We start from the raw sequence: 24386 nt of genomic DNA on the forward strand, positions 1-24386 counted from the left end.
CATGACGGCACCCGCCGCAGGGCACCACCGCACCACCGTGGCAGTGGGCTATGACGGGTCGGAGGCCGCGCAGGACGCCGTCCGCTGGGCTGCGGAGTATGCCTCCGCCGGAAATTACAGGATCAGGGTCGTCCACGCCTGGGTCTGGCCCATTTTCACCAAGAAACTCGGCCCGGTCCGGGGCGTGGAGGGCAGCGGGCTGCGGCACTCCGCCGAGGCCATCCTTGCGGAGGGCGTTGACGTGGCACGCACTGCCTTCGCCGCAGCCCGAACCGCCGCAGCCCGAACCGCCGCGCCGGCTCCGGCTGCGGCTCCGGCTGCGGGCAATAAGACCGAAGCCGGTTCCGACGTCGAAGGTGTCATGGAGACAGGGCTCCCGGCAACGGTGCTGCGCGACGCGGCCCGTGACGCCCGACTGCTGGTGGTCAGCAGCCGTGGACTCGGCGGAGTGCTGGGGCATGTTGCGGGATCGGTCTGCCTCGACCTGGCCGGGTCCTCCCCCTGTCCTTTGATGGTCATCCGCCGCAGGCGCGGCCCCGGCGAGGCCGCGGCCGCCGTCGTCGTCGGCGTCGACGGGACGTCCCGAAGCTCAGCGGCGCTGGCCGGCGCCGTCCGGCTGGCGGGCATCCTCGGGGCCACCCTGCAGGTCGTCCACATCGACCAGACCCGCAGCCGGGCCCGCGAAGGTCACGGCAGGCATGCCAGGCACGGCCAGGAACTGCTGGACCATGCCCTTGAGGAGGCCCGGGGCCTTGCCCCGGAACTGTCGATCTCCGGCGTCCTGCGGGAAGGGCACGCGGCCTCCAAGGAGCTGCTCGCGGCCTCCGCTGACGCCGAAGTCCTGGTGATCGGAACCCACAATCGCGAGGGCGGCCCCGGCAACACGGTCACGGCCGTCCTGAACAAGGCGCGGTGCAACGTCCTCATCACGCGCTGACCCGCTCCACCGGACCACCGCCTTCGGAGGGGAGCTGAAGGTTTTAACAGAGGAGGACGCCTTTGCGAGCCTGGCGGGTAGGACAGCCCGGGCCGATGAGCAGCGGCCCGCTCGTGGCGGATGAGTGCCCCGATCCCCGGGCGGGCCCCGGGGAGGTGCTGGTGCGGGTCCGGGCCTGCGGAGTGTGCCGCACGGACCTGCATCTGGCCGAGGGAGACCTCGCCCCGCGGCGCTCCGGCGTCATTCCGGGCCACGAGGTCGTCGGCGAAGTAGTGGCGTGCGGGCCCCGCGCCACGAGATTCTCCCCCGGCGACCGGGTGGGGGTGGCCTGGCTCGGGAGGACCTGCGGATCCTGCCGCTTCTGCCTGCGCGGAGAAGAAAACCTTTGTCTCTCCCCCGTGTTCACGGGCTGGGACCGCGACGGCGGCTACGCGGAGCTCATCACCGTGGCCGAGAACTTCGCCTACCGGCTCCCGTCGGGCTTCTCGGACGAGGAGACGGCGCCCCTGCTGTGCGCAGGGATCATCGGCTTCCGGGCGCTCTGCCGCGCCGAGCTGCCCATCGGCGGCCGGCTGGGAATCTACGGCTTCGGCGGATCCGCGCATCTGGCGGCGCAGATCGCGCTCTACCGTGGCGCGCGCGTGTACGTGATGACGCGGTCGGCGAAAGCGCGCAGCCTTGCCCTTGAGCTGGGCGCGACTTTCGCCGGCGGCGCCGAGGAGCAGCCGCCGGATCCGCTGGATTCCGCGATCCTCTTCGCTCCGGCCGGCAGCCTGGTTCCGGTGGCCCTGCGCGCCCTGGACCGGGGAGGCACTCTCGCCGTGGCCGGCATCCACCTGAGTGACATTCCCCCGCTGCACTACGCCGCCGAGCTGTTCCAGGAACGCCAGCTGCGCAGCGTCACGGCCAACACCCGGGCCGATGGCGAGGAGTTCTTCCGCATCGCCGCAGAGATCCCACTACGCCCCACCACGGTGTCATATCCGTTCTCGGCCGCGGACCAGGCCCTGCTGGACCTGTCGGAGGACCGGATCACGGGTGCGGCCGTGATCCGGATGGACTCCCCTTAGCCGGTACCGGCGCGAAGTAAAGGGCGTCCCGGGTGACCCGCAGCCCGGCGGAACTGCGCTGGACGACGTCGACCGTCCCGGCCATCGCATCCAGGTGGATGCCGGACCTGGTGGTTCCGCCCGCCCTGTCTGGCCAGGGTCTCGGCCACGGCCATCAGCCCAGCAGCGCGTCGAGCGTGGTGAAGGAGTAGCCGGCCTGCCGGATCCGCCCGATCATCCCGGGCAGGGCGTCGGCGTCGAGGGTGGTTCCGTCGTCGGGGTTGGAGCCGATGTGCATAAGCACGATCTCCCCGGGCTGCAGCCGGGCGAGGACGCGGTCGGCCACGATCTGTGCCGTAACCCCGCCGTTGCTGCCCTTCCAGCCCAGGGTGTCCACGGTCCAGCGGACGGGCAGGTAGCCGTAGGCGTTGACCGTAGCGATGGTCCGGGCGTCGCGGTCGCCGAGGGGGAAGCGGAACAGCGGCCGCGGGTCTCCGCCACCGGCCTGGATGGCGCGCTCGGCTGCCGACAGTTGCTGCCCGATAGCGGCGTCGGTGAGCTCGGTGAAGCCCGGATGGGTCATGGAATGGTTGCCCAGCCGGTGGCCGCCCGCCACAATCGCGGCGATTCCGGCCGGGTTGGCTGCGGCCCAGTTGCCGGTGAGGAAGAAGGTGCTGCGCACGCCGGCGGCGGCGAGGGTCTGCAGGATGTCTGGCAGCCCGGCCGAGTTGGCTCCGGCGTCGAACGTCAACGCAACCACCGCTCCGGCCCCCGGGATCACCTCGACGTCGTGGCCGGCCAACGCGGCGGGGAACGGGGCGGGAGCGGACGCCGGGGGCGGGGCAGGAGGTGGCACAGGCGACGCCGGCGGCGCGGGCGGTTCGGACGCGGGAGCGGCCGGCGCGGGCACGGCCGGGACAGTCTCGCCGGGGGTGGGGGCCGATGGGCTCGCCGTCCCGTCGGCCGGCGGCGACGGCGACGGCGACGGACTCACCGGCGGGCTGTCAGTGGCCGACGGCGACGACGTCGGGCCCGCTGAGGGCGGAACCGATGAGAAGATCACCGCCAGAACCACCGCGGCGGCCAGCAGAAGCACCGCAGTCGCGGCCGCGACCCAGCGGCGCCGCTCGCCCCGGAAGATCGCCCACATGTTTCACTGTGGCGCCACCGGCCACAGCCGGGCTAGGGCTGAAGTGCCCGGGACAGGCCGAAAGTCCCAAGCAACGCGGGGATCCTTGGCGCCCATGTTGGCCCCTCGGATGGACGCAATCTGACCCCGCGTTGCTAGGTAGAGCCGTGCGGCGCGTTGGGAATCAGGCGGTCGGCACGGCACCGGTCGAACAGCCGGAGGAAGGAGTCTTCCGTGCGGCGGTATCCAGTGAAGCCCGCCAGGCGGCTCTTGCTCATGTCGGTGACGACTTCGAGGTTCCGGCCCAGATCACCGTCTGTGTGCCACCAGGAGGCGAGCCGTGCGAGGTCGGGCTCGGCCAGCCCATGGCTTGCGGCAATCTCTGCCCAGACGCTCTCTTTGCCGAGCATCTGTTGTTCGAGCGGACGGGGTTGCCCTGCGTAGCCTACGGGTTCGACGCCGAAATAGGCGGCCAGCGCGGGCCACATGCGCCGCCAGCGGAAGATGTCGCCGTTGACGATGTTATAGGCCTCGTCGCCTGCGCCGTCCGCGGTGGCCGCCCAGATCATGTGTTCTGCCAGCAGCCCGCTGTCCGTCATGTCCGTAAGGCTGTTCCACTGCGTCTCGGAGCCAGGGAAGATGAACGGTTGCCCGAGTTCCCGGCAGATGGATGCCTGGACGGCGAGCGTGAGACCCATGTTCATCGCGTTGCCGACCGCATGCCCGATCACCGTGTGCGCCCGGTGCACGGACCAGCCAAAGCCCTGCTTCCCGGCGGCAGCCCACAGCTCGTCTTCCTGGGCGTAGTAGAAGTTGGGGGTCGGCAGCCTCGGCTCGCTTTCGCGGAAGGGAGTGTCCGGCATCTCCCCCGCCGCGTACGCTTCAAACGGGCCCAGATAGTGCTTCAGCCCGGTCATGAGAGCCACGTGCTTCACCGGATGACCACTGAGGCTGGCGAGCAGGTTCCGCAGCATGGCCGCGTTGGTCTCGATGTTTTCCTGCTCCGTGTTCATCCGCGCCCACGCGGTGTAAAACACGTGGGTCGGCCGTTCGCCGGCCAGGGCTTCACGCAAGCTCTCCACGGAACGCAGGTCCGCATTCACATGGCGGACATCGCCGCGCTGGATCCGGCTGCGGGACAGTGCCACCACGTCCCAGCCCTCATCCGTCAGCCTGTCGACCAGGGCGGATCCGGCAATCCCCGTGGCCCCAACCACCAGGGCAGTCTTGGTCTCAACGGGGTCTGAATTGCTTCGCATGCCATTCCTCCTGGTGCTGTCCCGCTGCCTGGTTCTCTGGCTGCGCGGTGGCCGGCCCCCTTCGTCCGGGCTTGCCTGGGCGGGCGGGTCTCCCCCGCCCCGGTCCAGCGTCTCATGCCGGTGCGATGACGGCCCGCCGGCGCTTCGTAACCTGTGCCTGCAGAGGCCTTCCACGGCGGGGTCCGCAGTAGGATGCAAGTAGTCGAAGAGGCTAAACCCGATGCGATATCAAGGCAGGATATCCGTGAAACTCTTGCTCCGGTATCCGCTGGTTGCGGGCACGGTAGCTGCGCTGCTCGCGGTGCTTGTCCTGCTCCTGTCCGGGCAGCCGCTGATCGCGCAGATCTTGGCCAGCGTCTATGCCCTGGCCGTGGCCGTGTACCTGGCCGTCGGCATGGTCCGCCGGGTAATGCGCGGCCAGTGGGGTATCGACATCCTGGCGGTCACCGCGATCGTCAGCACGGTCCTCGTGGGCGAGTACATCGCCTCCATGATCATTGTCCTCATGATGGCCGGCGGCACGGCACTTGAGGACTACGCCGCCGGCCGGGCCAAGAAGGAACTGACCTCCCTGTTGGAGCGCGTCCCGCAGACGGCCCACCGCGAACGCAACGGCGGCCGCTCCGCAGGAACCAGTACAGGAACCAATACAGCCGGTCCCGCCGCCGGAAGCTCCGCCGCCGGAACCCATACAGGCGGAACTGACGACGGCGGAACCCACACGGACAACACCAACCCGGACAACACCAACGCGGGCAGCCAGCACGAGGATGTTGCCGCCACCGACGTCCAGGTCGGCGACATCCTGCTGGTCCGGCCGGGTGAAGTGGTGCCGCTGGACGGCGTCCTGCTCTCCGAATCCGGCACCTTCGACGAGTCCTCACTCACCGGGGAAAGCCTTCCGGTGGAACGGGTCGCCGGCGACGCACTGATGAGCGGTTCCCTCAACGGCGAGGCCGCGGTCCGGATGCAGGTGTCGGCCATGATGGAGGATTCCCAGTACAGCCGCATCGTTGCCCTGGTCAAAGAGGCCTCGGAGAGCAAAGCACCCATGGTGCGGCTGGCTGACCGGTATGCCGTACCGTTCACGGCGCTCGCCTACATCCTCGGCGCCGTCGGCTGGATCATCAGCGGAGACCCCGCCCGGTTCGCCGAGGTGCTGGTGGTGGCCACCCCCTGCCCGCTGCTGATCGCCGCCCCCGTGGCGTTCCTCGGCGGAATGAGCCGCGCCGCGCATTCCGGCATCATCGTTAAGTACGCCGGCGTCCTGGAGCAACTGAGCCGCATCAAGACGGCCGCCTTCGACAAGACGGGCACCCTGACGTACGGCCGGCCCGCGCTGGTCGCCGTACGGACGTCCGGGTCCCTGACCGAGGACCAGGTCCTGGGCCTTGCGGCCTCCGCCGAACAGTATTCCTCCCATGTCCTCGCCGCCTCGGTGATGGACGCGGCTCGGAACCGGGGCCTGGTCTTCGAATCCGCAACGGAAGCCACCGAATTCGCCACGCACGGCGTCCGGGCGCGCTTCGACGGCCGTGACGTGGTGGTCGGCAAGCCCAAGTTTGTCGCCGAATCGGCCGGCGCCGTCGTGGAGGCGGAGCTGGCCAGCGGCGAACTCGCCATCTACGTGGGTGTGGCCGGGGAGTTCGCCGGCGCCCTGGTGATGCGCGACCCGATCCGCAGGGAAGCCCGCCGCACGCTGACCGAACTGGCGGCGATGGGCGTCACCCGGACGGTCATGCTGACCGGCGACGCCCTCGCCACCGCCGAGCACATCGCGGACGAGGCTGGACTCACCGATGTCCGGGCCGAGTGCCTGCCGCCGGACAAGGTCGAAGCCGTGCGGTCCCTGCCCCTGCGCCCGGTGATGATGGTCGGCGACGGCGTCAACGACGCCCCGGTCCTGGCCGTCGCCGACGTCGGAATCGCCATGGGCGCGCGCGGCTCGACGGCGGCCGGCGAGTCAGCCGACGTCGTGATCATCCTCGACGACCTGTTCAAGGTGGCGTCCGCCGTGCGGATCGGCCAGCGCACCGTGAAGGTGGCGCTGCAGAGCATCTGGATCGGCATCGCCCTGAGCGTCGCGCTAATGGTCGCGGCGGCGGCCGGGTACGTCCCGGCCATCGCCGGGGCCCTGTCCCAGGAACTGGTGGACCTGGCCACGATCCTCAATGCATTGCGCGCCCTCAGCGCCGGCAAGAGGGGTGCCGGGACCAGGGGGCCGGACACCGGGACCACGGGGCAGAAGGCTGCCGGCGGCACTACCGGAGCGCTGGCTGCTTCCCGGCCTCCGCGATCCGCGGAACAGTCCTGAGTCCCCGTGGTTGGCTCCGAATTCAGGAGACTAGACTCAGGGCATGTCAGATCATGGGGGGATCCGGACTCAGCGCAGGCGAGTCCTGTTCATCTTGGCCGCTCTTCTTATCCCGCTGGCCGGGTGCGAGTATGACGGCCCGGATGAGGGGCCAGCTCAATCGTCCCAGCAAGCTACGGAGCCAGCCCGCACACTCGCAGAAAACATCGGTGAAGTGGCCCGCTTGCTGGCTGCATCCTCAACGGACCCCGGCATGCCGTCGGAAGCGGAGCCCGCTGGAAAACTGTCCTTGGTTCTTGCCCCCGGGGACTATACGGTCACCGGCGCCTGCGCCGGCGTGTACGGCGCCAAGATGACGCTTGTCAGAGGCGACGAGGGGGTTCCGGAGGCTACGGACTTCAAGTGCGACGCCACGCTGGAGCGATACCTCAGGCATACCGGCGGCCCCATCACCATCAGCGCGGTCCCGGCATCGGGGAGGCCAGCCGCAGCCGGTCTTACTCTGGGACCCAACACTGACCCGCAGATGTCAGCGCTGGAAGATCTGGGCGAGTGGGCCTCGCAGCAGCTGAAGTCCGAGCTGCCGGGAGAGGTGCGCGGCTTCACTGCGTCGGACTCTCCCACCGGATTCGGGACCTCAGCCGAACCTGGCACCTACGAACTGCAATTCATTTGCGATGGACCGCCTAGGGCAGGGCTGTCCGTATCCACCTGGGCGGGCGCCGAAGTTCTCGCCCCGGTGCAGGTTGACTGCAACGGGGACACCTTTAAAGCGACCGTGCAGCTGGCCACCGAGGGAGCAGATTTCAAGATGGACCCCGGCAGCGGCCCGGCCGCCCGCTACGCCTTCAGGCTCGTTCCATCTTAGTAACTTGTTCCGGGCCGGAATGGCCGCGATCAGACGTTTTGGTCGGAGGTTGCCACCCATACGGTCCGGGTGGCACGGGGTTCCAGCTCGACGTCGTCGGGGAATCGCTCCAGCAGTTCCGCCACGGCGTTGCGTTCTTCAGCGGTCAGAGCCGCCAGGTGCGCAAAACGCGCGAACCACTGCCGGGCGTACTCCCGCGCAGCCGGAGTCACGGGCGCGACGGCTGTCACCTCGGACCGGGTGACGCGGAACCCGGCGGCCTCGATGACCGGCGTCCAGTCCGGGTGGTGGTTCCACCCCTCGGCCGCCGCGGCGGCGTGGCATCGCTGCTCCAGCAGCGCTCCACGCGGGTGGCTTAGGAAGCGCGGCAGGGCGGCGAGTTCGACGACGGTCAGGACCCCGCCCGGGGCCAGCGCCCGGCGGACCCCCGAGAGGAGCCGGGCGGGGTCGGTGACGTGGTGCAGCGAGGACGAAGCCCACACCAGGTCGACTGGCGCCCCGGCCAGCGCATCCGCCGTCGTCAAGGGGCCGGCGAGCGCAGGGAAGCCGTCGTCGAGGTCGGCCTCGACCACAGCGAAGCCCTGCCCGCGGAGCAGCTCGAGCATCTGCGGGTCGTTGTCGACGCAGGTGACCGTTGCGTCCGGGTACCGTCCGCGCAGCAGCCGGCTGCCTGCTCCGGTGCCGGCGCCGAGGTCAACAACACTGCGCGCAGCCGGCACCCCGGCCAAGTCCAGGACGGCTGCGAGGTGCTCGCCGAACACCCCGGCATCGAGGTCGAGGACGAGGTGCTGGTCATGACTGCCGGACTGCTGGTGGGTCTGCTGGTGGTCGTGATCCGGCGTCCGGTGGGCGTGGTGATTCTTGTTCATGACCCTTCCATCTTGGCCGCAGGGCCGGTGCCGGCAGCAGTCAGCTCATCATCAAAGCCATAGCGTCGTCGGTCCAGCACGATGTTGGAGACGGCTGCCTCCGCGGCGGCCGAGAAGGGGCCGAAGTGCCCCTCAACAGCCCACCGGGTTTCCTCGTCGATGAGGTCGGCGTTGATCCTTGCGCCGGCCATGACCCCCTCGGCCGCCGCGGTGATCACCTGCGCCATCAGGTTGGAGACATTGCCCCCGGCATACACGCCGGGGACGGCAGTCGCACCCATGGCGTCGGTCTCGATGAAGTGTCCGGCCCCCGACGGGTGCACCTGGGGACGCAGCCCAAGGGACTCGAGAAGCGCGGACCTGGCCTCCATCCGTGTTCCGACAGCCAGGGCCTCGACGTCGAACGAGGCGCCCTGGCGGAGCGTGAGCCCCGTGAGGACGCCGTCGACAGCGTCGACGGACGCCACAGCGCCGTCGACGACCGTGATGGACCGGGCCGCGAGCTTCTCCCACTCCTCGTCCGCGGGTTCCACGGTGTCGTTGAGGAAAAGGGTGACATCCGGGGACCACTGCCTGAACAACAGTGCCTGATGGACGGACAGCGGGCCGGTGCCCAGCACGCCGATCCGTTGCCCGCGGATTTCCCACCCGTGGCAGTAGGGGCAGTGCACAACGCCCTTTCCCCACTGCTCCCGCAGCCCGTCAATGGGAGGCAGGCCGTCGGTCAGGCCGGTGGTGACGAGGAGCCGCCTGCCGATGAACGGGCGGGCATCTTCGAGAATCACCTCGAATCCATCGGAGGCCCGACGTGCCGAAACGGCTTCGCCGTCAATGACCGTCCCTCCGTAGGCAAGCACTTCGCTGCGTCCGATGGCCAGGAGTTCCCGGGGGTTCATTCCGTCCCTTGACAGGAATCCATGCACACCCGCTGCGGGTGCGTTGCGCGGGGTTCCGGAATCGATGACCAGCACCGAGCGCAGCGCCCGGCCCAGCGTCGTGGCCGCGCTGAGTCCCGCAGCGCCGCCGCCAACGATTACAACGTCATACCGTGTGGGGTCCATTTTATTTGTCCTTCATCGCGTCCTGAAAGTTCGCCGCCGGCGTCCTGGGGCGGTTACACCAGCTTTCCCTGCCCGTGCGAATTTTGACAAACATGATTGCCGTTATGGCAAAGTGGGGGCATGGAAAATGAACTGGACGATGTTCTCGGGGCCGTCGGCCCCCGGCTTCGGGCGCTCCGTTCGGAACGGAACCTCACCCTCGGGGATGTGTCCTCCGCCTCCGGAGTGTCGGTGAGCACCCTGTCCCGGCTGGAATCCGGCCAACGCCGGCCCAATCTCGAACTCCTGCTGCCCTTAGCGAGGATGTACGGGGTTCCGCTCGATGATCTGGTGGGCGCTCCGCCTACCGGGGATCCGAGAATTCACCTGCAGCCCATCACCCACGCCGGCATGACGGCTGTTCCTCTCACGCGCCGCCCCGGCGGATTGCAGGCCTTCAAGATGGTGCTCGACGGCGGTGCGCGCGGGGCAGAGCCTGACCCGCGCGTCCACGAAGGCTACGAATGGCTGTACATCCTCAACGGACGGCTCCGGCTGGTCCTGGGCGACAAGGACTTTGAACTTCGCCCCGGCGAAGCCGCGGAATTCGACACCCGCACACCACATTGGTTCGCCAGCGCTGACGGCAGACCCGTCGAGTTCATCAGTCTGTTCGGGCAGCAGGGCGAGCGGATGCACGTACGCGCGCGGCCCAAGCCCTCATAGCGAAGAGGTCCGGCGGGTTCTGCGATGAATTGCAGGAGACGACCCTTCGCTTAGGATCCCGTGAGGCCAGAGATGGTGGGGGCAACTGTGCCCCCTATTCGGATCGCCTGTGCAATTGCTGTGCGAACTGGGTGGAACGGTATTCGGTAGGCTGAGGCCGACATTTGTCTTCGACACAAGCGCGGCCGGTCCTTGAACTGGAAGTGGCTGCCCGAAGAATTCCGTCGAGATGCCGGCAGGGACTACTGATGCTTGGGTTGATGCGGTGACGCCCTGGGTTGGGTGGGGGCGCGCCTATTTCGCCATGCAGGCGCTTGCCGGTCTCGCGTGGTGGATCGCGGTTTTCGCGTCGCTCCTGGTGCGCGAGGCGACCCTCGGCAGTCTCGACCCGGTCGCAGTGGCGGTCTTCGACATTCCACTGTTCGTTATGGCCTCGGCCGTGGCGGCGTTCGGCGTCAGGGCTGCCGCGGCAGTGGCTACCGGCTGGACGGGCGTCGTCGCCGTCGCACTGGCGGTTTTCGCCACGGTCACAACCGAGGTGGGCTGGGGCGTCCTGGCCATGGGTGCCGCCACCGCAGGTTCGCTGATCGCTCTTTGCCTTGTCTTGCTGGGGCGCGTGCCCACCGCGTGGATTATCGGCGGACCATTCGGGTTCCGTCCCGCGAGCAGCCGCCCGAAAGCCGCAACCCATGTGGCTTCAACATTCGGTCAGATCGTCCTCTTCTGGGGGTTCTTCCTGGCCGTGGTTCCTTGGGCCATTGTGTTTTTCGAACAGCGGTGGGGCGTGGCCCTCCCGTTTCCAATGTTTGCCGGTTATTTCGGTGCCGCGCTGCTTCTACTCGCCAGCGCTCTTGGCATCTGGTCGGCAGTAGTGATGTCGACGCTTGGGGATGGCACGCCGCTTCCAGCGGCGATGCCCAACCGTCTGGTTATCGCAGGTCCGTACCGCTGGATTCGTAATCCGATGGCGGTTGCGGGAATCGTTCAGGGCGCCGCGGTCGGCATCATCCTCCAGTCATGGCTCGTCGTCGCCTACGCCGTCGTGGGCTCGCTGGTGTGGAACTTCGCCGTCAGGCCGCTGGAGGAATCTGACCTTCAGAAACGGTTCGGCGAAGAATTCCAGAGGTACCGCGACACGGTGCGCTGCTGGATTCCCCAGGTACCGGATTCACTTCGCTCTGTGAGGCGATGACCGTCGGATCTTCACGAGCCCTCCGCCCGGGCAGCCATGATGCCGTCAAGGTCGGGTTGTCGCGTAGAGCAGCATGTCGCGCCGGGTGCCACCAATCTCCTGGTGGCTGCGGAGCAGGCCCTCACGCCGGAAACCAGACGCCTCGGCGACGCGACTTGAGTTGCTGTTCCACGGCTCGATGTACAGTTCGATCCGGTGCAGGGTAGGGATGGTCCACGTGAACGCGGTCAGTGCCTTCAACGCGCTGCTGGCGATCCCGCGGCCACGGTGTGCCGGGGCAACCGAGTAGCCGACCGTCGCGCGGCCGGCCGACATGTTCTGAAGCCACAGTCCGATGGCACCGACGGCGTTGTCGGACTCGGCGTCGGCGACGGCGAAGGACAGCCCTTGCCCTTCGGCCAACCGGCCGCGCTGCCGGTAGATCCATTCCTGGGCCTGCTGTGCCGTGGGGTTTGCGGGAAGGCTGCCAATGAGAGGGATGTAAGGATCGTCCCCCAGTTCGAAGACGAGATGTACGTCGTCGTCGGTGAACTCGCGCAGAACGACTGAACCGTAGGTCGGTGGTGCGGTCGGCCACGACGGCAAGTGTTCAGTCATACGTCGATTATCGCCGCGGTCGTCGTCCGTGTTGCTCAAGATTCAGCCGATTCTGCCGGACATGCTCGGTCCGCCGGGCCGGAACGCGGCTGAGTTCAAGCGGACGGCGGAAGCTGAAAGATGAAGCGGTCGTCGGGGGACCACATGTGCTCGTCGTCGCATCGGTAGCCACGCAGCCACGCCTGGCCGTCTACGACGCGGAGATAGAAACCCTTCGGATACTCGTCGTCGTGACTAAGGACTTCGGCGGCCACTGTGAGGCCGCCGTCAGGTGCCCGCCCCGAAGACATCACGGAGTCGCGAGACTCCATCTGCCCGTTCAAACCAAGGCGCAGATAGGGCCCGGTATCCACCGGGCACAACAACAAGCCCTGTTGCTGTGCAACCTCGAAGATCTGAGGAAGCGTCGCCCCGCCTGGAAGTCCTAGTTCGGCGACCGTACGCTCAGTGACCACCACGGGACGAGGGGAACGGTCCCGGAATGCGACGTCCTCGAGCAGGGTTTCTGCATTACCGTTAACCAGGATTCCACGCGAAGTCAGGCTGGTCATGAGCTGACGCCGGGAAAGCCCTCCGACGCTCACTTCGAGGCGTTCGACGCGCATTCTGTCTGCCACGGGTCTCCTTTGGGTCAGTTTCTGCTAAGGGCTGGTGCATCGCTCCTGGAGGGGCAAGATTCCCATGTATCAGCTTGGGCCGACGAGGTGTCTATATCTCCAAGATTCGTCCGGCGAGCCACTCGGGTTGGCTGATGAAGGGCGAATGGCTTGAGTTCAAACTGACGATGTTCGTACATCGGCCGGCCATTCGTTCCTGAAGGGCAGGGCTAAGTGCCCTGTCCTGTTCACAGTGAATGTAGGTGCTCTCGGTGGTTTTCCAGGCGATGCGGCCGGGTACACCGCGACCGTGACCGGGTTGTTGAGGGACCAGGAGCGAAGTGGCCCATGCGCTGTCGGCGGCGGAGCAATCTGCGTACAAAACCTCGCGAGCCCGTTCCGGCTGAATACTGTAGACCCGTCGTCGTTGTGCCGGATGGCGTCGTTGACCAGTGCTGCTGGACCACCCAACGTGGAGCCGCTCTCACCAGCTGCCGGAACGAAAGCCGCAACGTACATGAGATGGCGGACCCGCTCCAGGCCAGTGATAACAGATCCGCCGTAAGAATGGCCGAGGACAACTGGCGGTAGCAAACAGCGATCGACCATCCCTTGTACTTCCGCAGTGTCCGCAGCTAGCGAACCCCTATGCAGACGAGGAACATAGACGCTGGCGCCCAGGCTGCGCAGATTGGCCGCCAACTGATCGAAGTGGGCCGGCTGGTGCCACAAACCATGGACGATCACCACCTCAGTCTGCTGATTCATCCAACGAGCCGGGGCGCGAGGCCAGGGCGATCAACTGTAAGCGGATGGCGCGAGACCGGCTCAGCGCCCATCGGGAAGCTTTGATCTAAGTTCTTCCGCATGGGAAGCGATGGCCTGTCGCTGGTCCCGTGTGAATCTTCGGACCTGCAGGTCCAGGACTACACGGCTGCCCAGTTCCCCCACGCCCAATAGTTGTCCCACTCGGCGGATTGCTTCGTCCGCGTCCTCTGAATCGTCTATCACCTGGAAGACCTCGTCGCGCCGGCCCATCGCCTGCTCCATGGCCTCGAAGACCATCAATTCATCCCTCGTCCGCCGCTCATCCTCATCCATGCCGCGATTCTTGCACGACCGGCAGTCTTTGGGGCATTTCCGTCCAGTTTGGGGATTCTTCGCCGGGCGCTGCGGTCACACTGCGCGTTAGGTGATCGAGCTAACTAAGACCAGAGGTAGTCCCGATTCAGTTTCACCACAGCCCTGCGATGGAGTTGTTGCCGTGCGACTATGACGGGTCAGGTCTCTTCATAGTGAGGCCTTCCGTTCGCATCAGGGACGACAGCTCCGGAGATGAACCCAACCCACTCCGATTGACCGTTCCTAAACAGATCCGAGGCTCGATGCATGCAAAGGTACGCATCCTGACGCCCCAATTTAGAGTCAAGCGCATCCAGCACTTCACTTGTACTATGCAGCCTTCGCTCCTGCCCTAGGGCATCGACAAGCACATACGTCCAACGGTGCTTCAGTCCGAACGGGCCAGACCGCGTGTGCTCCACTACCCTGAGATACTGCTTGACCAGCTCAGCCATGCGAATCACCAAACTCCAAGAAGGTTGCGGATCCTGATGATCCGGTGGGCGTGACGGTTTTCGCTCACTGTACCGAACAAACTGGGAGCGGTTGTTCTTGGCCGGATGAGCGATGCCTGTAAGCCGGCGCACCGTCGAACTGCCAAGCGCCAGAGGTGACTGCCCCCCCAACCAGGAAACTAAAACGACCGCCCACTGATGCCCGTAAGCCCGTCCCTCACTGCGACACGAATCGAGTCAGACAGCGGATGCGGTCGCTTCTCGGCCGACGATCATGGCTAAGAGGTCGTCGAGAGTGCCGTGGCACGTCTCCAACTCAGGTAGGTGGTAGAACGCGCTGGTGGTCTCCAAGTTGTTGATGACTTCGTCCGGCGCATGCAGGATTGTCCTTCTGCCCTGAGCGATCGCTATGCCAAGCTCAACATGCGTGCCCTTCCCGCCTGGAAGCAGGATTACGACGACGTCGGCACCCATCACTGCATCTTTCTCATGCTGCCCGATGGACCGCAGATCACCGAGGGTGGCTGTGCCCGCATCGCGCGCCGACGCGTTCTGGGTCCAGTCGTACGTGTTGACGTAGCCCTTGCTTTCCAAGGTTTGCACGACGTACCGGACGTTGACGATATTCCTGAAGCTCGACGCGACATAGAACCTTTTCAAAGCTTCTGCCTCCTGATTGGAACTGCGACCATTGTTCCTCACTGAGCCGGCCCGGTGCGTCACGTTCGCCCCCTAAAGGCATCCCCTATCTGGCATCAGGGTGGTCCGTTGAACCACCGTCTCCAGTGGTCCAAATGCTGCAGAATCACACTTCATCGGGCGCCCGCAATCGGGTCCCCCACTGGACAGATCCGTCACCAGGGCGTGCCCCGAAGATCGATGTCACCCGTCAGCCACTCGCTCGCGTCGCGCCTGGCGGAGCAGATCAGGATCGGGCCACCCTGAGACACGACCACGGACTTCTGATCCAACCGGGACAAACATCGTTCCGTGGCAGAGACCGGCACCCACCCAGCTGACTCATAAAACGGCACGACTTCCCTTCGACATCCGAGAAAGCCAAAGTCGACTCCGGCCCCACGCATCGCCTTTTGGGCATATCGCATTACTCGCCGACCAAGACCCGTACCGCGTGAACGTTCATCGACCAGGACACCTCCCGTGCCAGCCACCAGGACCTCATCGGGGCCCACTGCGATCCGGCGACGTTGAAAGCCCACATGAGCAGCCAAAGCCTGTCCGTGGAACGCCAAGACGTGAGTATCTGCAAGTGAATAGCCGTAGGGCGCGTCGGGGTTCCACCGGCCAAATTCGTTAAAGTACTCGCTATCGAAAAGGCTCTGGAGCGCACCAAGTTCCGTTGCAGCGAGGTCGACGTGTCTTCGTACGCGAATGACTTCAGTCATGGTTTCAGCATATGTCTCCGCATCAGCGCTAATCTCGGGTGATCATGTGCACGGCGGGCACAGCCTCCGACTGTGGTGGTGGTGCCTGGACGAATCGCAACATGGATGCGGAACAGCGGAGGCGTGCTCATGACGCGCTGAGAGTCGTTTTCCGTCGAAGACCCCCGAGTGAATAAGTCATCGTGATTCACGACCAGCCGGTCGCATTTAGGGCCAACCCAGGGACGGCAGGTGAGCAACTCCAGCAGTTCCTTCCAGCCTGATCTCGCGGCAACTGGCACGCCGGCGAGAAACCACGCTGCGTGGCCGAACTGCGGTGAACAGACCTTTGTCCGGCGCCGTCCGCGCGCAGGCGTACCGGCGCGGTGACCCATCCGCCGTCGGCCGTTCCCGTCAGCCGGCCACGTCCGGTCGGTGCCGGCCCAGCGTGCGGAGGTAGGAGCCGAAGCCGTGCGGTGCCCGGGCGTGGATGCGGCCCGACGTGAGCACACGCATGCTGTCCGTGGCCGTCACCGTGAAGGCGCGGCTCCGGAGGCTTTGCACCAGCGTCCGGTCCTCGTGCGAGGCGAGCCTCGGGAAGCCTCCGGCGGCCAGGTAGGCAGAGGCCCTGACCCCGAAATTGGCCCCGTAGATGTGCGGGTGGTTTTCCTCGAAAGGATGGTGCTCCAGCCAGCGCCTGCGCAGTTCCGGGTCCATCCCGTCCGGGTCCGGTTCCACGGAGCCCAGCACGGCGTCGGCTCCGGCCTCGGCGAATTCCAGCTGGCGGACGAGCCAGTTGTCCGGAACCTGTGAGTCAGCGTCCGTGTTCGCCAGCCACGTCCGTCCCGCCCACGGCTGGGGTGTCCAACGCCTGCCGGGCGGCCTCCGCCGGGCCGCGCCGATGCCGGCGGCACGGATGCCGGCCGCTCGGCTTGCCCCGGCGCTGCGGAAGCCAACCGCGAGGGCACAGAAGCGCCGGTCCGCCGCAACGAACTCGGCCGCGATGCCGGCGGAGCCGTCGGTGCAGCTGTCCAACACCACGGTCACCCGGACCTCGACGTCGGGCCGGAACCGGTACAGGGCGTCGGCGGCACGCTGCACGGCCAGCAGCGCGCGGCCAAGGTGCTCCTCCTCGTTGTGGGCGGGCAGCACCACGCAGATCCGGTCGATACTGTGTCCGCGGGGCAGCGGCAGGGCAAGGGCGGCCATCTAGGAGCCCGTGCCCGGCACGACGGCGGCTGCCGTCCGCTGATCCTCGCCGGGTCCGGGCGCGATCAGGACCTCCAGGATGAAATCGCGTTCCCGGTACAGTCCTGCGTCTGCCCAGCCGAGCTGGCGGCGGGCGGCGGCGTGGACGGAGTCGCCGTCGAGCTCCCAGCCGGAGATGGGGTGGCGCCAGTGGCACAGTGCCAGGGTGCCGCCGGGCAGGAGGGAGGCCTCGACCCGCTTGAACAGCTCAGCCAGCTCTCCGGGCGAGAGGTAGTAGCCCACCTCGGAGACCACGATCAGGTCGAAGCGGCCGTCCGGCCAGTCCTGCGGGACCGTGAGGTGGCGGGTCCGGGCGGCGGGCATGTGTTCGAGGCGCCGGGCGGCATGGGCCAGCGCCGCGCTGCTCGCGTCGACGGCCAGGAAGCTGGTGCAGCGTTGCGCGAGTTCCACGCTGAGTGTCCCGATCGAGCAGCCGATCTCGAGCCCTGCCGTGTAGGTCAGGCTGGGCAGGGCCGCGAGGGTGAGGCTGCGTTTGCGCTGTTCGTACCAGCTGGTGGTGTACTGCCACGGGTCGTCGTTTCCGCTGTGGACAACGTCAAAAACGCCTTCCGCGTCGGCGGCGGCGTAGGAGCCGTTGGCGCCGGCGGCCGGGCGCTGCCACGCGAACGTCTCGAACGGCCGCTCGAAATGCTCCAGGAACGCCGGCGGGAGCAGCACCCCGTCGCCCGGCTGCCCGGACAGGGGCCTGACCTGCGAGGTGTGGGCGGTCATGGCCGCCGCCTTGGCTTGCCGTTCGGCACGATCCAGCGGCAGGCGCAGCCAGGACTGCCAGGCCCGGTCCGTGGCGTCCGCCCAGAGCCAGTACCAGATGGGGTATTCCAGCAGCCCGTGGCCGCCCGCCCCGGCAGCTTCGGCGGCGGCGGAGCCGAGTGCATCGTGGTCCGTGTGGCCGTCGTGCCGGTAGGGAGCCACGAGCGTGATCCGCTCCGCCGGCAGTCCCGACCCGGCCGTCACATCGGCGATGGCCTGCTGCAGCGCGGACATCAGCTCTGCCCGGTGTCCCGCGAGCTGGCCGTCCGGCAGGGCCAGGAAGCGCCAGTCCGGGTCCGGCAGCAAATGTGTGAGCGCGCCGCCGAATTCCCGGAGCCGGACGGCGGCGAGCTGTTCCGGCGTCGTGGTGGGTGAGTCCGGGTGGGAGGCCTCCCCCGCCGTGCACAGCAGCACCATCACCCGGCCGCCGAGCCCCCGAATCCGGGCCATCAGCCCGCCGGCGCCCAGGGATTCGTCGTCCGGGTGCGCAGCCAAAACGATGAACGCCTGGCCGGCGAGCTCCCCGGCGTCGAGCGGCAGCTCCGGGAGTGCGGCCAGTCCGCTGGCTGCCCAGGCGTCCTCGCTGGTTCCGGCGTCCTGGTGCGTGAAGCTCACCATGGGTGGTCGCCCTTGAGTGTGAGGGCACCGAGCTGGGCGTCGTCGCGCATGCCGTGGTACTGGCGGATGTAGAGGGCGAGGTCGGCCATGCGTTTTCCGTAGACCGGGTCGAAGGCGAGCGGGCCGGGGCCGAGGTTCTGGCTGACCAGCGTCTGGATGCGTTCGACGGCGGTGGCGACGTTGCCGCGGACGCGCAGGGCCTCGCTCCACGCGCCGGCGCCCGAGAGTCCCCCGGCGTCGATTTCTGCGGCGGTCCGGGCGAGGTACCCGGCCAGGGCGGTGAGGGTACGGTCGATCTCGCCGAGATGGGCCAGCGCGAGCTGGTCCGGTTCGCGGCCGCCGTCGGCCGCCTCGGCCAGGGATTCCTTGAAGCCGCGGGCCACCGCGACGGCGCCGCCCAGCCAGCAGGCGGCCACGCCCATGCCGCCCCACGCGAAGCCGGGCCGGCGGTAGTACCAGCCGGCGTCGCCCAGCGGCACGGCCGGAACGGCGTCGAAGTGCACGGTGCCGCTGGGGATTTCCCGGAGTCCCCGGCTGGTCCATTCCGGGTCCGCGAAGCTCACGCCGGGGGCATGGAGGTCGACCGCGAAGGCGGCCCGGCCGATGTCGTCCAGATGGGCGGTCACGACGGCGTGGTCCAGCTGGGCGGCGAGGGAGCACCAGGGTTTGGAGCCCTGCAGCAGGAAACAGCCGTCCGCCGGTTTGGCCTCGAGCCGCAGGCCCGCGGCTTCGGCGGCGAAGACACCCCAGGCGCCGTCGAAGTGGACGCCGTCGAAGTCCGGGCATTCCCAGCCTTCCACCGCCGCGTGGCCGGCGGCCTGGGCGAGAATCGCGGAGGCGTCCAGATGCGGTTCGATGGCCCGGCCGGCTGCGACGTCGACGGCGGTGACGGAGGCCAGGATCTCCCACAGGAAGGCCGTCCGGCCTTCACCGGGGTTCGGGGCGGTTTCCGCCGCGGTTTTGGCCAGCTCCAGCAGGGCAGGGACGTCGCCGACGGCCGACCGGGCGTCGTCCAGCAAGGGGCTGAGCCCGGCCAGGTTCTCCGGCGCGGAACTGATCCTTACAGCGCGGGGCCGCCAGGAATCGGGGATCCGGTTCATTCGGGCCTGTTCTCCTTTGAAGTGCGTCGGGTGCCGGCGGCGTCCACGCCAGCCAGCCGGGCTACCGCTCAGTAACTACAGCCCGCACCTTAAATATAAGCACACTTAGCACTTGGGCATTTCCGACCCCAGACCCCGGGCCGGCGGGACGCTCCCGCGGCTACAGCACCCTCGCCAGGGCGAAGCCGTCCCAGCCTTTGGAGCCCACGGTCTGGATGACGGTGCCGTCCAGCCGCGGGTCCTCGCCCAGCATTTTCAAGGCGCTGATGATGCCCGGGGCGTTGACCGGGTCCAGGGAGGGCTCCAGCACGGCGCCCTCCCAGACCACGTTGTCCATGACGATGGCGGTGCCGGGCCGGCCAAGGCGGACGGCCCAGTCCAGGTAGTGCGGGTTGTTTTCCTTGTCCGCATCGATGAACACGAAATCGAACGGCTCGGCCCCCTCGTCGGCGAGCGCCTGCAGCGTGTCCAGCGCGGCCCCGACCCGGATCTCCACGAGGTGGCCCAGCCCGGCGGAGTCCACGTTGGCGCGGGCCACGTCGGCATGCTTGGGGAGGTATTCGCACGTGAGCAGCCGGCCGCCGTCGGGCAGTCCCTGCGCCATCCAGAGGGTGCTGAATCCGGCGAGCGTCCCGATCTCCAGCACGCGGTGGGCGCCGGAGAGCTGTACAAGAAGCTTCAGCAGTTTGCCGGCATTCGGGGCGACTTCGATGGGAGGCATGCCCGCCTCGAGGGCGGTGGTTACAGCACGCTTCAGGGAGTCGTCAGGCCGGACCACGGCCTCGGAGAGGAAGTCCTCGACGGCGATCCAGCGGGCGGTGGGCTGATGCTCGAACATGCCCCTCAGTCTTCCAGCTGGCCGGTCCCCGCGATAGGGCGCCGGACGGGCCAGAATTCTGGGCGCCGGGCCGCCCGGAATCCTGGGCGGCGGCCGGCATGGGGCACTGCGCGGCTAGTCCCCGAGGGCCTGTTCCAGCCGGTCCAGCTTGCCGGTGAGTTCGCCCGTGTAGCCGGGCCGAATGTCCGCCTTGATGACGAGCGAGACCCTGCTGCCGTAGCGGCCCACGGCCTCGGTGGCGCGCTTGACGACGTCGAACACCTCATCCCACTCCCCCTCGATCGTGGTGAACATCGAGTCGGTGCGGTTCGGCAGGCCGGATTCCCGGACGATCCTCACCGCTTCGGCGACGGCATCGTGGACCGAAGCCTCGTCCGCCGGAACGGCAGCGGAACCGGCAGCGGAGCCGGCGGGTGAGTCAACGCCCGAATGCGCCGGACGGCCGGAGGGTGCGACAGAAAATGCAAGCAACATGGCACCAGTCTGTCACGTGCTCCGGCCGCGGAAACCGTCACATTAGTCACTACCCGGGAGTAATCTCCCGGGCCCGGCCCCGCGTTGCTAACCTAAGCAAATGAACCGGGTAGCAGACCGCAGGCCTCTTCGCGCCGATGCCGCGCGGAACGTGGACAAGATCATCACCGCCGCCCGCCAGTGCTTCCGCGAGCACGGCCCGGAGGTCCCGCTGCAGACCATCGCCGCGACCGCCGGTGTAGGTCCTGCCACGCTGTTCAGGAACTTCGCCGACAAGGAAGATCTGGTCCTCGCGGCACTCCACCGGCAGCTCGGACTGCTGGTCGACCCCGTCATCGAGGAGGCCCTCGCAGGGCCGGATGCCGCCGACGGTCTCTTCCGGGTCATCGACGCGCTGATGGGCGTGGCCAGCGAGGAAGCCAACCTGCTGGGAGCCGTCGCAGGCCGGCGCGGACTGCTCACCGGCATCACGGGCGACCTGATCGAATCCGTGGCCGTGCTCCTGGGCCGCGGACAGGGCCAGGGCACCCTGCGCAGCGACATTTCGATGACGGACCTGATCCGCCTGCTGGCCATGCTGATCGGCGTCGTGGACACCATGGAGGCGGGTTCGGACGCCTGGCGCCGCCCCGTCGCCCTCGTCGAGGACGCCATCCGCACGGAACGCCCGGACCGGCCGCTTCCGCCGCAGGCGCCGCTGCCGGGCACCGCGTTCGACTTTGTCCTCGGCTAGGACCCGCGTCAGGGGTAGCCGTGGCGGCGCCTGAAGATCGGCAGAGTGGAACTTAGCCTTTCACGGCGCTGTCGAGGCCCCCGCGGATCTTGTCCATCGTCTTGTTGAAGGCGTCGGTCATGTCGATGTCCAGACGATCGGCAAGAACGAAAATCCACCAGAGCGATTCCGACAGCTTGTGCTCCAACTCCGCGGTGGGGTCACCGTCAATGTCCCAGGTTCCTTCGCGGGCCAGCAGGAGCCGGCCGATGTACCCGACGTCGTTCGAGAACCCGATCATGAGCTCGTGGTCCGACCAGACCTTTCCGTTCAGGCGCTGCTCGAGAATCTCATAGAGCGCGCGTACCTCAAGGGCACGGTCACGGGCATCAGCGAGTGCAGCATGTTTGGGGGCAGGCATTGGGCGTCCTTCTTCCAGTCGGTAACCTGTGGAACGCATCCGACCCCGGAAATATTCTGACGATCGGGCGTAAGGAGCTCAGGCGCTGAAGGCCGTCCCGGCCGAGGCGCCGTCGAACCTCCGGAGGATTTCCTCGGCCACAACCCGGAGCTTGACGTTCCGGGTGTTGGAGACCTTGGCCAGCAGCTCGAAGGCTTCCGACTGCGAGCACCGGCTCTGGGCCATCAGGATGCCGGTAGCCACGTTGATCACCGTCCGCGACCGCATGGCCTGCAGCAGGTCACGGTTCACACCCTGGGCGGACTCGAACCGGAGAGCCAGCCGGACCACCTTGGAGGCGCGGACGGCGAGCGCCTCACAAGCTGCCACAGCGCCGTCATCAAACGCCTCGGGTGACGTCGAAAAGTAGGTCAGGGTGGCCGCCGCATCCCGGTCCTCCAGCAGGGGCATGGCAAGAACGCTGCGGTACCCGCGCTGGGCAGCTGCCCGCTGGTAGCGCCTCCATCTCGGATCCATCGTTGTGTCCGGCACCAGCACGGACTGCCGGGTCTTCCGGGTCTCCAGCCCCGGGCCCTCCGCGATGCCGTCCTGCAATCCGTCCAGCATCATGGCCTCGGGGTTGCTGGCGGCCAGGACCAGCGGCCGGCGAAGCCGGACCACCCGCACCGAGCACAGCACCGTCCGTCCGGTTTCGGCCGCGGCGAACCCGGCGGCGAGCACGGAGAGTTGGCGGAGAAAATCCTCCAGCACGTCATTTTCGAGCAACAGATCCTGCAGACGCTCCGCGAGCCGCGTTTTAGGCATTAATCCTCCGCCGGCTTCTCTTTGGCCTCCTGCAGGTGGTGCTGCAGCTTTTCCTCGGCCTCCCGGCGCCGGCGTGACACATCGCGCAGTTCCCTGGTGGACTCGGCTCCGGGCGGAACGAACGGCTCGTGCGGCTTGGGATGCTGGTCTTTGCCGGGCTCAGCAGCCTCCGGGTCGTCGTTGTCGCTCATGTTCGAATGCTTTCACGGGGCCCCGGCTGCAAGTAGGGACTAAAGACCGTTGTGGACCGGCTAGCTCCAGCCCAGCAGCCGGAGTCCTGCGGCCGCGCCGGCTCCGGCGATCACGACCACGAGGAACGGCGCCCGGAACAAGAGGGCGATGCCGGCAGCGGCCAGCGCCCCCAGACGCGCATCCAGCGCCAGCGCCTGGCCCGAGGCCACCGTGTTCACGATCGTCAGGGACGCGAGCAGGCCAATGGTCATGGTCCCGGCGATCCTCGACATCCGGGGGTCGCGGAGCACACTGGCCGGGACCAGATAGCCCAGGAGTTTCCAGGCATACGCCAGCACGCAGGACAGCAGCAGCCACATCCATAAGGTCATGCCGTTTCCCCCGATGGACGCGGGTGCGGGTGTTCGGCGTAGGGGTCGACGTCCGGTTCCAGGCCCTCGTCACTGCGGCCATGGCTGAACCAGCCGATTGCTGCAGCGACCACGGCCGCGACCAGGATGGGCACCCCCGCGGGCACGAACGGTACGGCCAGGACGGTGGCCAGCGCGCAGACGACGGCGATCGCCACCGGCTCGCGGCCCTTGAGCCGGGGCCAAAGCAGGCCCAGGAACGCGGCCACGGCGGCGCCGTCGAGGCCCCACTGTTTGGGGTCCCCGAGGGCCGCTCCGGCCAGCGCGCCCACGGCGGTGAACAGGTTCCAGAGGACGAAGATGCCCAGGCCGGCAGTCCAGAAGCCGCGCTTCTGCTCGAGCGGGTCCGTCTGTCCGGTGCTTGTGGCGGTGGATTCGTCAATGGTGACGTGGGCGGCGGCGAACCGCTGCCAGCCGCGCGGCTGCAGCAGGGCGTTGATCTGCATGCCGTAGATTCCGTTGCGCATCCCCAGCAGAGTGGCCGCCCCCATCGCCGCGACGCCGGAGCCGCCCCCGGCCACCACCCCGATGAAGGCGAACTGAGAGCCGCCGCTGAACAGCAGCAGGCTCAGGGCCATGGTCTGCCAGAAGTCGAGTCCGGAGGTGACGGACAGGGCACCGAAGGACACCCCATAGAGCCCCGTGGCGATGCTGATGGACAGCCCGACCCGCACCGCCGGGGACTGCAGGAGTTTCACGCTCGGACCGGATTCCGCAGCGCAGGCTTCGTCAGGCTCCAGGCCCAGGCAATGAGCGGAGCCTGCAGCGGCAGCCGCAGGGAGTGTATCCGGCGCTGCCGGGGCGTCCCGTCCGGGCCGCAGGCCCTGCGCAGCGCGTCAATATGTCCGGCCAGGAAGAGGGTGAACATCGCCGTGACGCAGCCGGCGGCGGCGCGCCGGGTCACCGGGAGCAGGAGCCCGACGGCGGCGGCCGCCTCGAGCAGGCCGCTGACCGCCACCCATTCCTCCCGGGACAACACCGCAGCCGGGCTGTTGGCCTGCCCGGCGGAGTCGTCACGGCAGAGGAAGTCCGGCACCACGGGGCCGAAGAAACCGGGGTCCTCGAAGTGCTTCCCGGCGCTGGCCAGCAGCAGGGCACTCATCGCCACGGCGGAAAGCGTCTGGGTGTCCCGGCCGGACCAGCGAGATGGCATGGAACAACTCAATCACAGCCAGGGACCCCCCGCGAACCGCGTCCGCTCGCGCCAAAAACGGGACTTTCCGCAGGGGTCCCTGCCCGTTAATCCGGCGTAGCTTGTTG

27 protein-coding genes and 1 pseudogene are annotated in these 24386 nt (G+C 67.7%); 7 read left to right on the top strand and 21 right to left on the bottom strand.

What is annotated here, in order from left to right:
* The first annotated feature begins 1 nt into the window (after position 1).
* Together AB4Y67_RS07220 and AB4Y67_RS07225 are read left to right on the top strand one after the other, a co-directional pair.
* Entirely contained in the window at positions 2 to 937 is a 936-nt protein-coding gene (locus tag AB4Y67_RS07220) for a universal stress protein (RefSeq protein WP_441405099.1), read from the top strand.
* 62 nt (positions 938 to 999) lie between these two features.
* Positions 1000 to 2007, top strand: a complete 1008-nt coding sequence (locus tag AB4Y67_RS07225) for a zinc-dependent alcohol dehydrogenase family protein (protein WP_441405100.1) — start codon at positions 1000 to 1002, stop codon at positions 2005 to 2007.
* Between the two features lie 154 nt (positions 2008 to 2161).
* On the opposite strand, the gene AB4Y67_RS07230 is transcribed toward AB4Y67_RS07225, so the two are convergent.
* Positions 2162 to 3136, bottom strand: coding sequence for a polysaccharide deacetylase family protein (locus AB4Y67_RS07230; RefSeq protein ID WP_441405101.1), 975 nt, complete (start codon positions 3134 to 3136; stop codon positions 2162 to 2164).
* Positions 3137 to 3270: 134 nt separating this feature from the next.
* On the bottom strand, positions 3271 to 4374 hold the full coding sequence (locus tag AB4Y67_RS07235; RefSeq protein ID WP_441405102.1) for an SDR family oxidoreductase: 1104 nt from the start codon (positions 4372 to 4374) through the stop codon (positions 3271 to 3273).
* Positions 4375 to 4594: 220 nt separating this feature from the next.
* On the opposite strand from AB4Y67_RS07235, the gene AB4Y67_RS07240 reads away from it, so the two are divergent.
* Both AB4Y67_RS07240 and AB4Y67_RS07245 read left to right on the top strand, forming a co-directional pair.
* Entirely contained in the window at positions 4595 to 6688 is a 2094-nt protein-coding gene (locus AB4Y67_RS07240; RefSeq protein ID WP_441405103.1) for a heavy metal translocating P-type ATPase, read from the top strand.
* A 214-nt stretch (positions 6689 to 6902) separates the two neighbouring features.
* Positions 6903 to 7556: a hypothetical protein gene (locus AB4Y67_RS07245; RefSeq protein ID WP_441405104.1), complete on the top strand. Its 654-nt coding sequence runs from the start codon at positions 6903 to 6905 to the stop codon at positions 7554 to 7556.
* Between the two features lie 29 nt (positions 7557 to 7585).
* Here the strand turns inward: AB4Y67_RS07245 and AB4Y67_RS07250 are convergent, their stop codons facing one another.
* Both AB4Y67_RS07250 and AB4Y67_RS07255 read right to left on the bottom strand, forming a co-directional pair.
* On the bottom strand, positions 7586 to 8425 hold the full coding sequence (locus tag AB4Y67_RS07250; RefSeq protein WP_441405105.1) for a class I SAM-dependent methyltransferase: 840 nt from the start codon (positions 8423 to 8425) through the stop codon (positions 7586 to 7588).
* A complete protein-coding gene (locus tag AB4Y67_RS07255) occupies positions 8422 to 9486 on the bottom strand; it encodes an NAD(P)/FAD-dependent oxidoreductase (RefSeq protein WP_441405106.1) in 1065 nt (354 codons plus the stop codon). Before AB4Y67_RS07255 ends, AB4Y67_RS07250 begins: the two co-directional genes overlap by 4 nt.
* Before the next feature lie 120 nt (positions 9487 to 9606).
* Here AB4Y67_RS07255 and AB4Y67_RS07260 point away from each other — a divergent pair, with 120 nt between their 5' ends.
* Together AB4Y67_RS07260 and AB4Y67_RS07265 are read left to right on the top strand one after the other, a co-directional pair.
* Complete coding sequence (locus AB4Y67_RS07260) at positions 9607 to 10191, top strand: helix-turn-helix domain-containing protein (protein ID WP_441405107.1); 585 nt, start codon at positions 9607 to 9609, stop codon at positions 10189 to 10191.
* Between the two features lie 229 nt (positions 10192 to 10420).
* Positions 10421 to 11383, top strand: coding sequence for a methyltransferase family protein (locus AB4Y67_RS07265; protein WP_441405108.1), 963 nt, complete (start codon positions 10421 to 10423; stop codon positions 11381 to 11383).
* Positions 11384 to 11428: 45 nt separating this feature from the next.
* Here the strand turns inward: AB4Y67_RS07265 and AB4Y67_RS07270 are convergent, their stop codons facing one another.
* From AB4Y67_RS07270 to AB4Y67_RS07320, 11 genes and pseudogenes are all read right to left on the bottom strand, one after another.
* Entirely contained in the window at positions 11429 to 11980 is a 552-nt protein-coding gene (locus AB4Y67_RS07270) for a GNAT family N-acetyltransferase (RefSeq protein ID WP_441405109.1), read from the bottom strand.
* Positions 11981 to 12075: 95 nt separating this feature from the next.
* Positions 12076 to 12597, bottom strand: a complete 522-nt coding sequence (locus tag AB4Y67_RS07275; protein WP_441405110.1) for a hypothetical protein — start codon at positions 12595 to 12597, stop codon at positions 12076 to 12078.
* 91 nt (positions 12598 to 12688) lie between these two features.
* Positions 12689 to 13344 (bottom strand): annotated as a pseudogene (locus AB4Y67_RS07280) (alpha/beta hydrolase).
* A 60-nt stretch (positions 13345 to 13404) separates the two neighbouring features.
* Entirely contained in the window at positions 13405 to 13677 is a 273-nt protein-coding gene (locus AB4Y67_RS07285; protein WP_441405111.1) for a DNA gyrase subunit A, read from the bottom strand.
* A gap of 713 nt (positions 13678 to 14390) precedes the next feature.
* The gene (locus AB4Y67_RS07290) at positions 14391 to 14813 is read right to left on the bottom strand and encodes a hypothetical protein (protein ID WP_441405112.1); all 423 of its coding nucleotides are present in this window, start codon (positions 14811 to 14813) and stop codon (positions 14391 to 14393) included.
* Between the two features lie 194 nt (positions 14814 to 15007).
* A complete protein-coding gene (locus AB4Y67_RS07295) occupies positions 15008 to 15559 on the bottom strand; it encodes a GNAT family N-acetyltransferase (RefSeq protein WP_441405113.1) in 552 nt (183 codons plus the stop codon).
* A 393-nt stretch (positions 15560 to 15952) separates the two neighbouring features.
* Positions 15953 to 16747 carry a glycosyltransferase gene (locus AB4Y67_RS07300; RefSeq protein ID WP_441405114.1) on the bottom strand — a complete coding sequence of 265 codons (795 nt, stop codon included), beginning with the start codon at positions 16745 to 16747 and terminating at the stop codon, positions 15953 to 15955.
* Positions 16748 to 18175 carry a PIG-L family deacetylase gene (locus tag AB4Y67_RS07305; RefSeq protein WP_441405115.1) on the bottom strand — a complete coding sequence of 476 codons (1428 nt, stop codon included), beginning with the start codon at positions 18173 to 18175 and terminating at the stop codon, positions 16748 to 16750.
* The gene (locus tag AB4Y67_RS07310; protein ID WP_441405116.1) at positions 18169 to 19275 is read right to left on the bottom strand and encodes an acyl-CoA dehydrogenase family protein; all 1107 of its coding nucleotides are present in this window, start codon (positions 19273 to 19275) and stop codon (positions 18169 to 18171) included. Before AB4Y67_RS07310 ends, AB4Y67_RS07305 begins: the two co-directional genes overlap by 7 nt.
* Positions 19276 to 19435: 160 nt before the next feature.
* Positions 19436 to 20113, bottom strand: a complete 678-nt coding sequence (locus tag AB4Y67_RS07315) for an O-methyltransferase (protein WP_441405117.1) — start codon at positions 20111 to 20113, stop codon at positions 19436 to 19438.
* 114 nt (positions 20114 to 20227) lie between these two features.
* Positions 20228 to 20587: a thiamine-binding protein gene (locus AB4Y67_RS07320; protein WP_441405118.1), complete on the bottom strand. Its 360-nt coding sequence runs from the start codon at positions 20585 to 20587 to the stop codon at positions 20228 to 20230.
* 100 nt (positions 20588 to 20687) lie between these two features.
* Between AB4Y67_RS07320 and AB4Y67_RS07325 the strand changes: the two genes are divergently transcribed.
* Positions 20688 to 21320: a TetR/AcrR family transcriptional regulator gene (locus tag AB4Y67_RS07325; protein ID WP_441405119.1), complete on the top strand. Its 633-nt coding sequence runs from the start codon at positions 20688 to 20690 to the stop codon at positions 21318 to 21320.
* Between the two features lie 52 nt (positions 21321 to 21372).
* On the opposite strand, the gene AB4Y67_RS07330 is transcribed toward AB4Y67_RS07325, so the two are convergent.
* From AB4Y67_RS07330 to AB4Y67_RS07355, 6 genes are all read right to left on the bottom strand, one after another.
* A complete protein-coding gene (locus AB4Y67_RS07330; protein WP_441405120.1) occupies positions 21373 to 21720 on the bottom strand; it encodes a hypothetical protein in 348 nt (115 codons plus the stop codon).
* Positions 21721 to 21798: 78 nt separating this feature from the next.
* Entirely contained in the window at positions 21799 to 22524 is a 726-nt protein-coding gene (locus tag AB4Y67_RS07335) for a GAF and ANTAR domain-containing protein (RefSeq protein WP_441405121.1), read from the bottom strand.
* A complete protein-coding gene (locus AB4Y67_RS07340) occupies positions 22524 to 22715 on the bottom strand; it encodes a hypothetical protein (RefSeq protein ID WP_441405122.1) in 192 nt (63 codons plus the stop codon). Before AB4Y67_RS07340 ends, AB4Y67_RS07335 begins: the two co-directional genes overlap by 1 nt.
* Positions 22716 to 22775: 60 nt before the next feature.
* Positions 22776 to 23087: an AzlD domain-containing protein gene (locus tag AB4Y67_RS07345; protein WP_441405123.1), complete on the bottom strand. Its 312-nt coding sequence runs from the start codon at positions 23085 to 23087 to the stop codon at positions 22776 to 22778.
* Positions 23084 to 23824, bottom strand: a complete 741-nt coding sequence (locus AB4Y67_RS07350) for an AzlC family ABC transporter permease (RefSeq protein ID WP_441405124.1) — start codon at positions 23822 to 23824, stop codon at positions 23084 to 23086. The genes AB4Y67_RS07345 and AB4Y67_RS07350 overlap by 4 nt, the downstream gene beginning before the upstream one ends.
* A complete protein-coding gene (locus AB4Y67_RS07355; protein WP_441405125.1) occupies positions 23821 to 24279 on the bottom strand; it encodes a DoxX family protein in 459 nt (152 codons plus the stop codon). Before AB4Y67_RS07355 ends, AB4Y67_RS07350 begins: the two co-directional genes overlap by 4 nt.
* Positions 24280 to 24386 lie beyond the last annotated feature (107 nt).

This window comes from Arthrobacter sp. YAF17 (assembly GCF_052113365.1).
In the GTDB taxonomy this organism is placed as follows: Bacteria; Actinomycetota; Actinomycetes; order Actinomycetales; family Micrococcaceae; genus Arthrobacter.

Bases quoted from the DNA above. Each gene is read 5' to 3' on its own strand.
- AB4Y67_RS07310 (WP_441405116.1), bottom strand. From the start codon at position 19,275: ATGAACCGGATCCCCGATTCCTGGCGGCCCCGCGCTGTAAGGATCAGT.
- AB4Y67_RS07270 (WP_441405109.1), bottom strand. From the start codon at position 11,980: ATGACTGAACACTTGCCGTCGTGGCCGACCGCACCACCGACCTACGGT.
- AB4Y67_RS07265 (WP_441405108.1), top strand. From the start codon at position 10,421: ATGCCGGCAGGGACTACTGATGCTTGGGTTGATGCGGTGACGCCCTGG.
- AB4Y67_RS07255 (WP_441405106.1), bottom strand. From the start codon at position 9,486: ATGGACCCCACACGGTATGACGTTGTAATCGTTGGCGGCGGCGCTGCG.
- AB4Y67_RS07240 (WP_441405103.1), top strand. From the start codon at position 4,595: ATGCGATATCAAGGCAGGATATCCGTGAAACTCTTGCTCCGGTATCCG.
- AB4Y67_RS07300 (WP_441405114.1), bottom strand. From the start codon at position 16,747: ATGGCCGCCCTTGCCCTGCCGCTGCCCCGCGGACACAGTATCGACCGG.
- AB4Y67_RS07315 (WP_441405117.1), bottom strand. From the start codon at position 20,113: ATGTTCGAGCATCAGCCCACCGCCCGCTGGATCGCCGTCGAGGACTTC.
- AB4Y67_RS07250 (WP_441405105.1), bottom strand. From the start codon at position 8,425: ATGAACAAGAATCACCACGCCCACCGGACGCCGGATCACGACCACCAG.
- AB4Y67_RS07295 (WP_441405113.1), bottom strand. From the start codon at position 15,559: ATGACTGAAGTCATTCGCGTACGAAGACACGTCGACCTCGCTGCAACG.
- AB4Y67_RS07355 (WP_441405125.1), bottom strand. From the start codon at position 24,279: ATGCCATCTCGCTGGTCCGGCCGGGACACCCAGACGCTTTCCGCCGTG.
- AB4Y67_RS07330 (WP_441405120.1), bottom strand. From the start codon at position 21,720: ATGCCTGCCCCCAAACATGCTGCACTCGCTGATGCCCGTGACCGTGCC.
- AB4Y67_RS07235 (WP_441405102.1), bottom strand. From the start codon at position 4,374: ATGCGAAGCAATTCAGACCCCGTTGAGACCAAGACTGCCCTGGTGGTT.
- AB4Y67_RS07335 (WP_441405121.1), bottom strand. From the start codon at position 22,524: ATGCCTAAAACGCGGCTCGCGGAGCGTCTGCAGGATCTGTTGCTCGAA.
- AB4Y67_RS07230 (WP_441405101.1), bottom strand. From the start codon at position 3,136: ATGTGGGCGATCTTCCGGGGCGAGCGGCGCCGCTGGGTCGCGGCCGCG.
- AB4Y67_RS07325 (WP_441405119.1), top strand. From the start codon at position 20,688: ATGAACCGGGTAGCAGACCGCAGGCCTCTTCGCGCCGATGCCGCGCGG.
- AB4Y67_RS07260 (WP_441405107.1), top strand. From the start codon at position 9,607: ATGGAAAATGAACTGGACGATGTTCTCGGGGCCGTCGGCCCCCGGCTT.
- AB4Y67_RS07320 (WP_441405118.1), bottom strand. From the start codon at position 20,587: ATGTTGCTTGCATTTTCTGTCGCACCCTCCGGCCGTCCGGCGCATTCG.
- AB4Y67_RS07220 (WP_441405099.1), top strand. From the start codon at position 2: ATGACGGCACCCGCCGCAGGGCACCACCGCACCACCGTGGCAGTGGGC.
- AB4Y67_RS07305 (WP_441405115.1), bottom strand. From the start codon at position 18,175: ATGGTGAGCTTCACGCACCAGGACGCCGGAACCAGCGAGGACGCCTGG.
- AB4Y67_RS07285 (WP_441405111.1), bottom strand. From the start codon at position 13,677: ATGGATGAGGATGAGCGGCGGACGAGGGATGAATTGATGGTCTTCGAG.
- AB4Y67_RS07345 (WP_441405123.1), bottom strand. From the start codon at position 23,087: ATGACCTTATGGATGTGGCTGCTGCTGTCCTGCGTGCTGGCGTATGCC.
- AB4Y67_RS07340 (WP_441405122.1), bottom strand. From the start codon at position 22,715: ATGAGCGACAACGACGACCCGGAGGCTGCTGAGCCCGGCAAAGACCAG.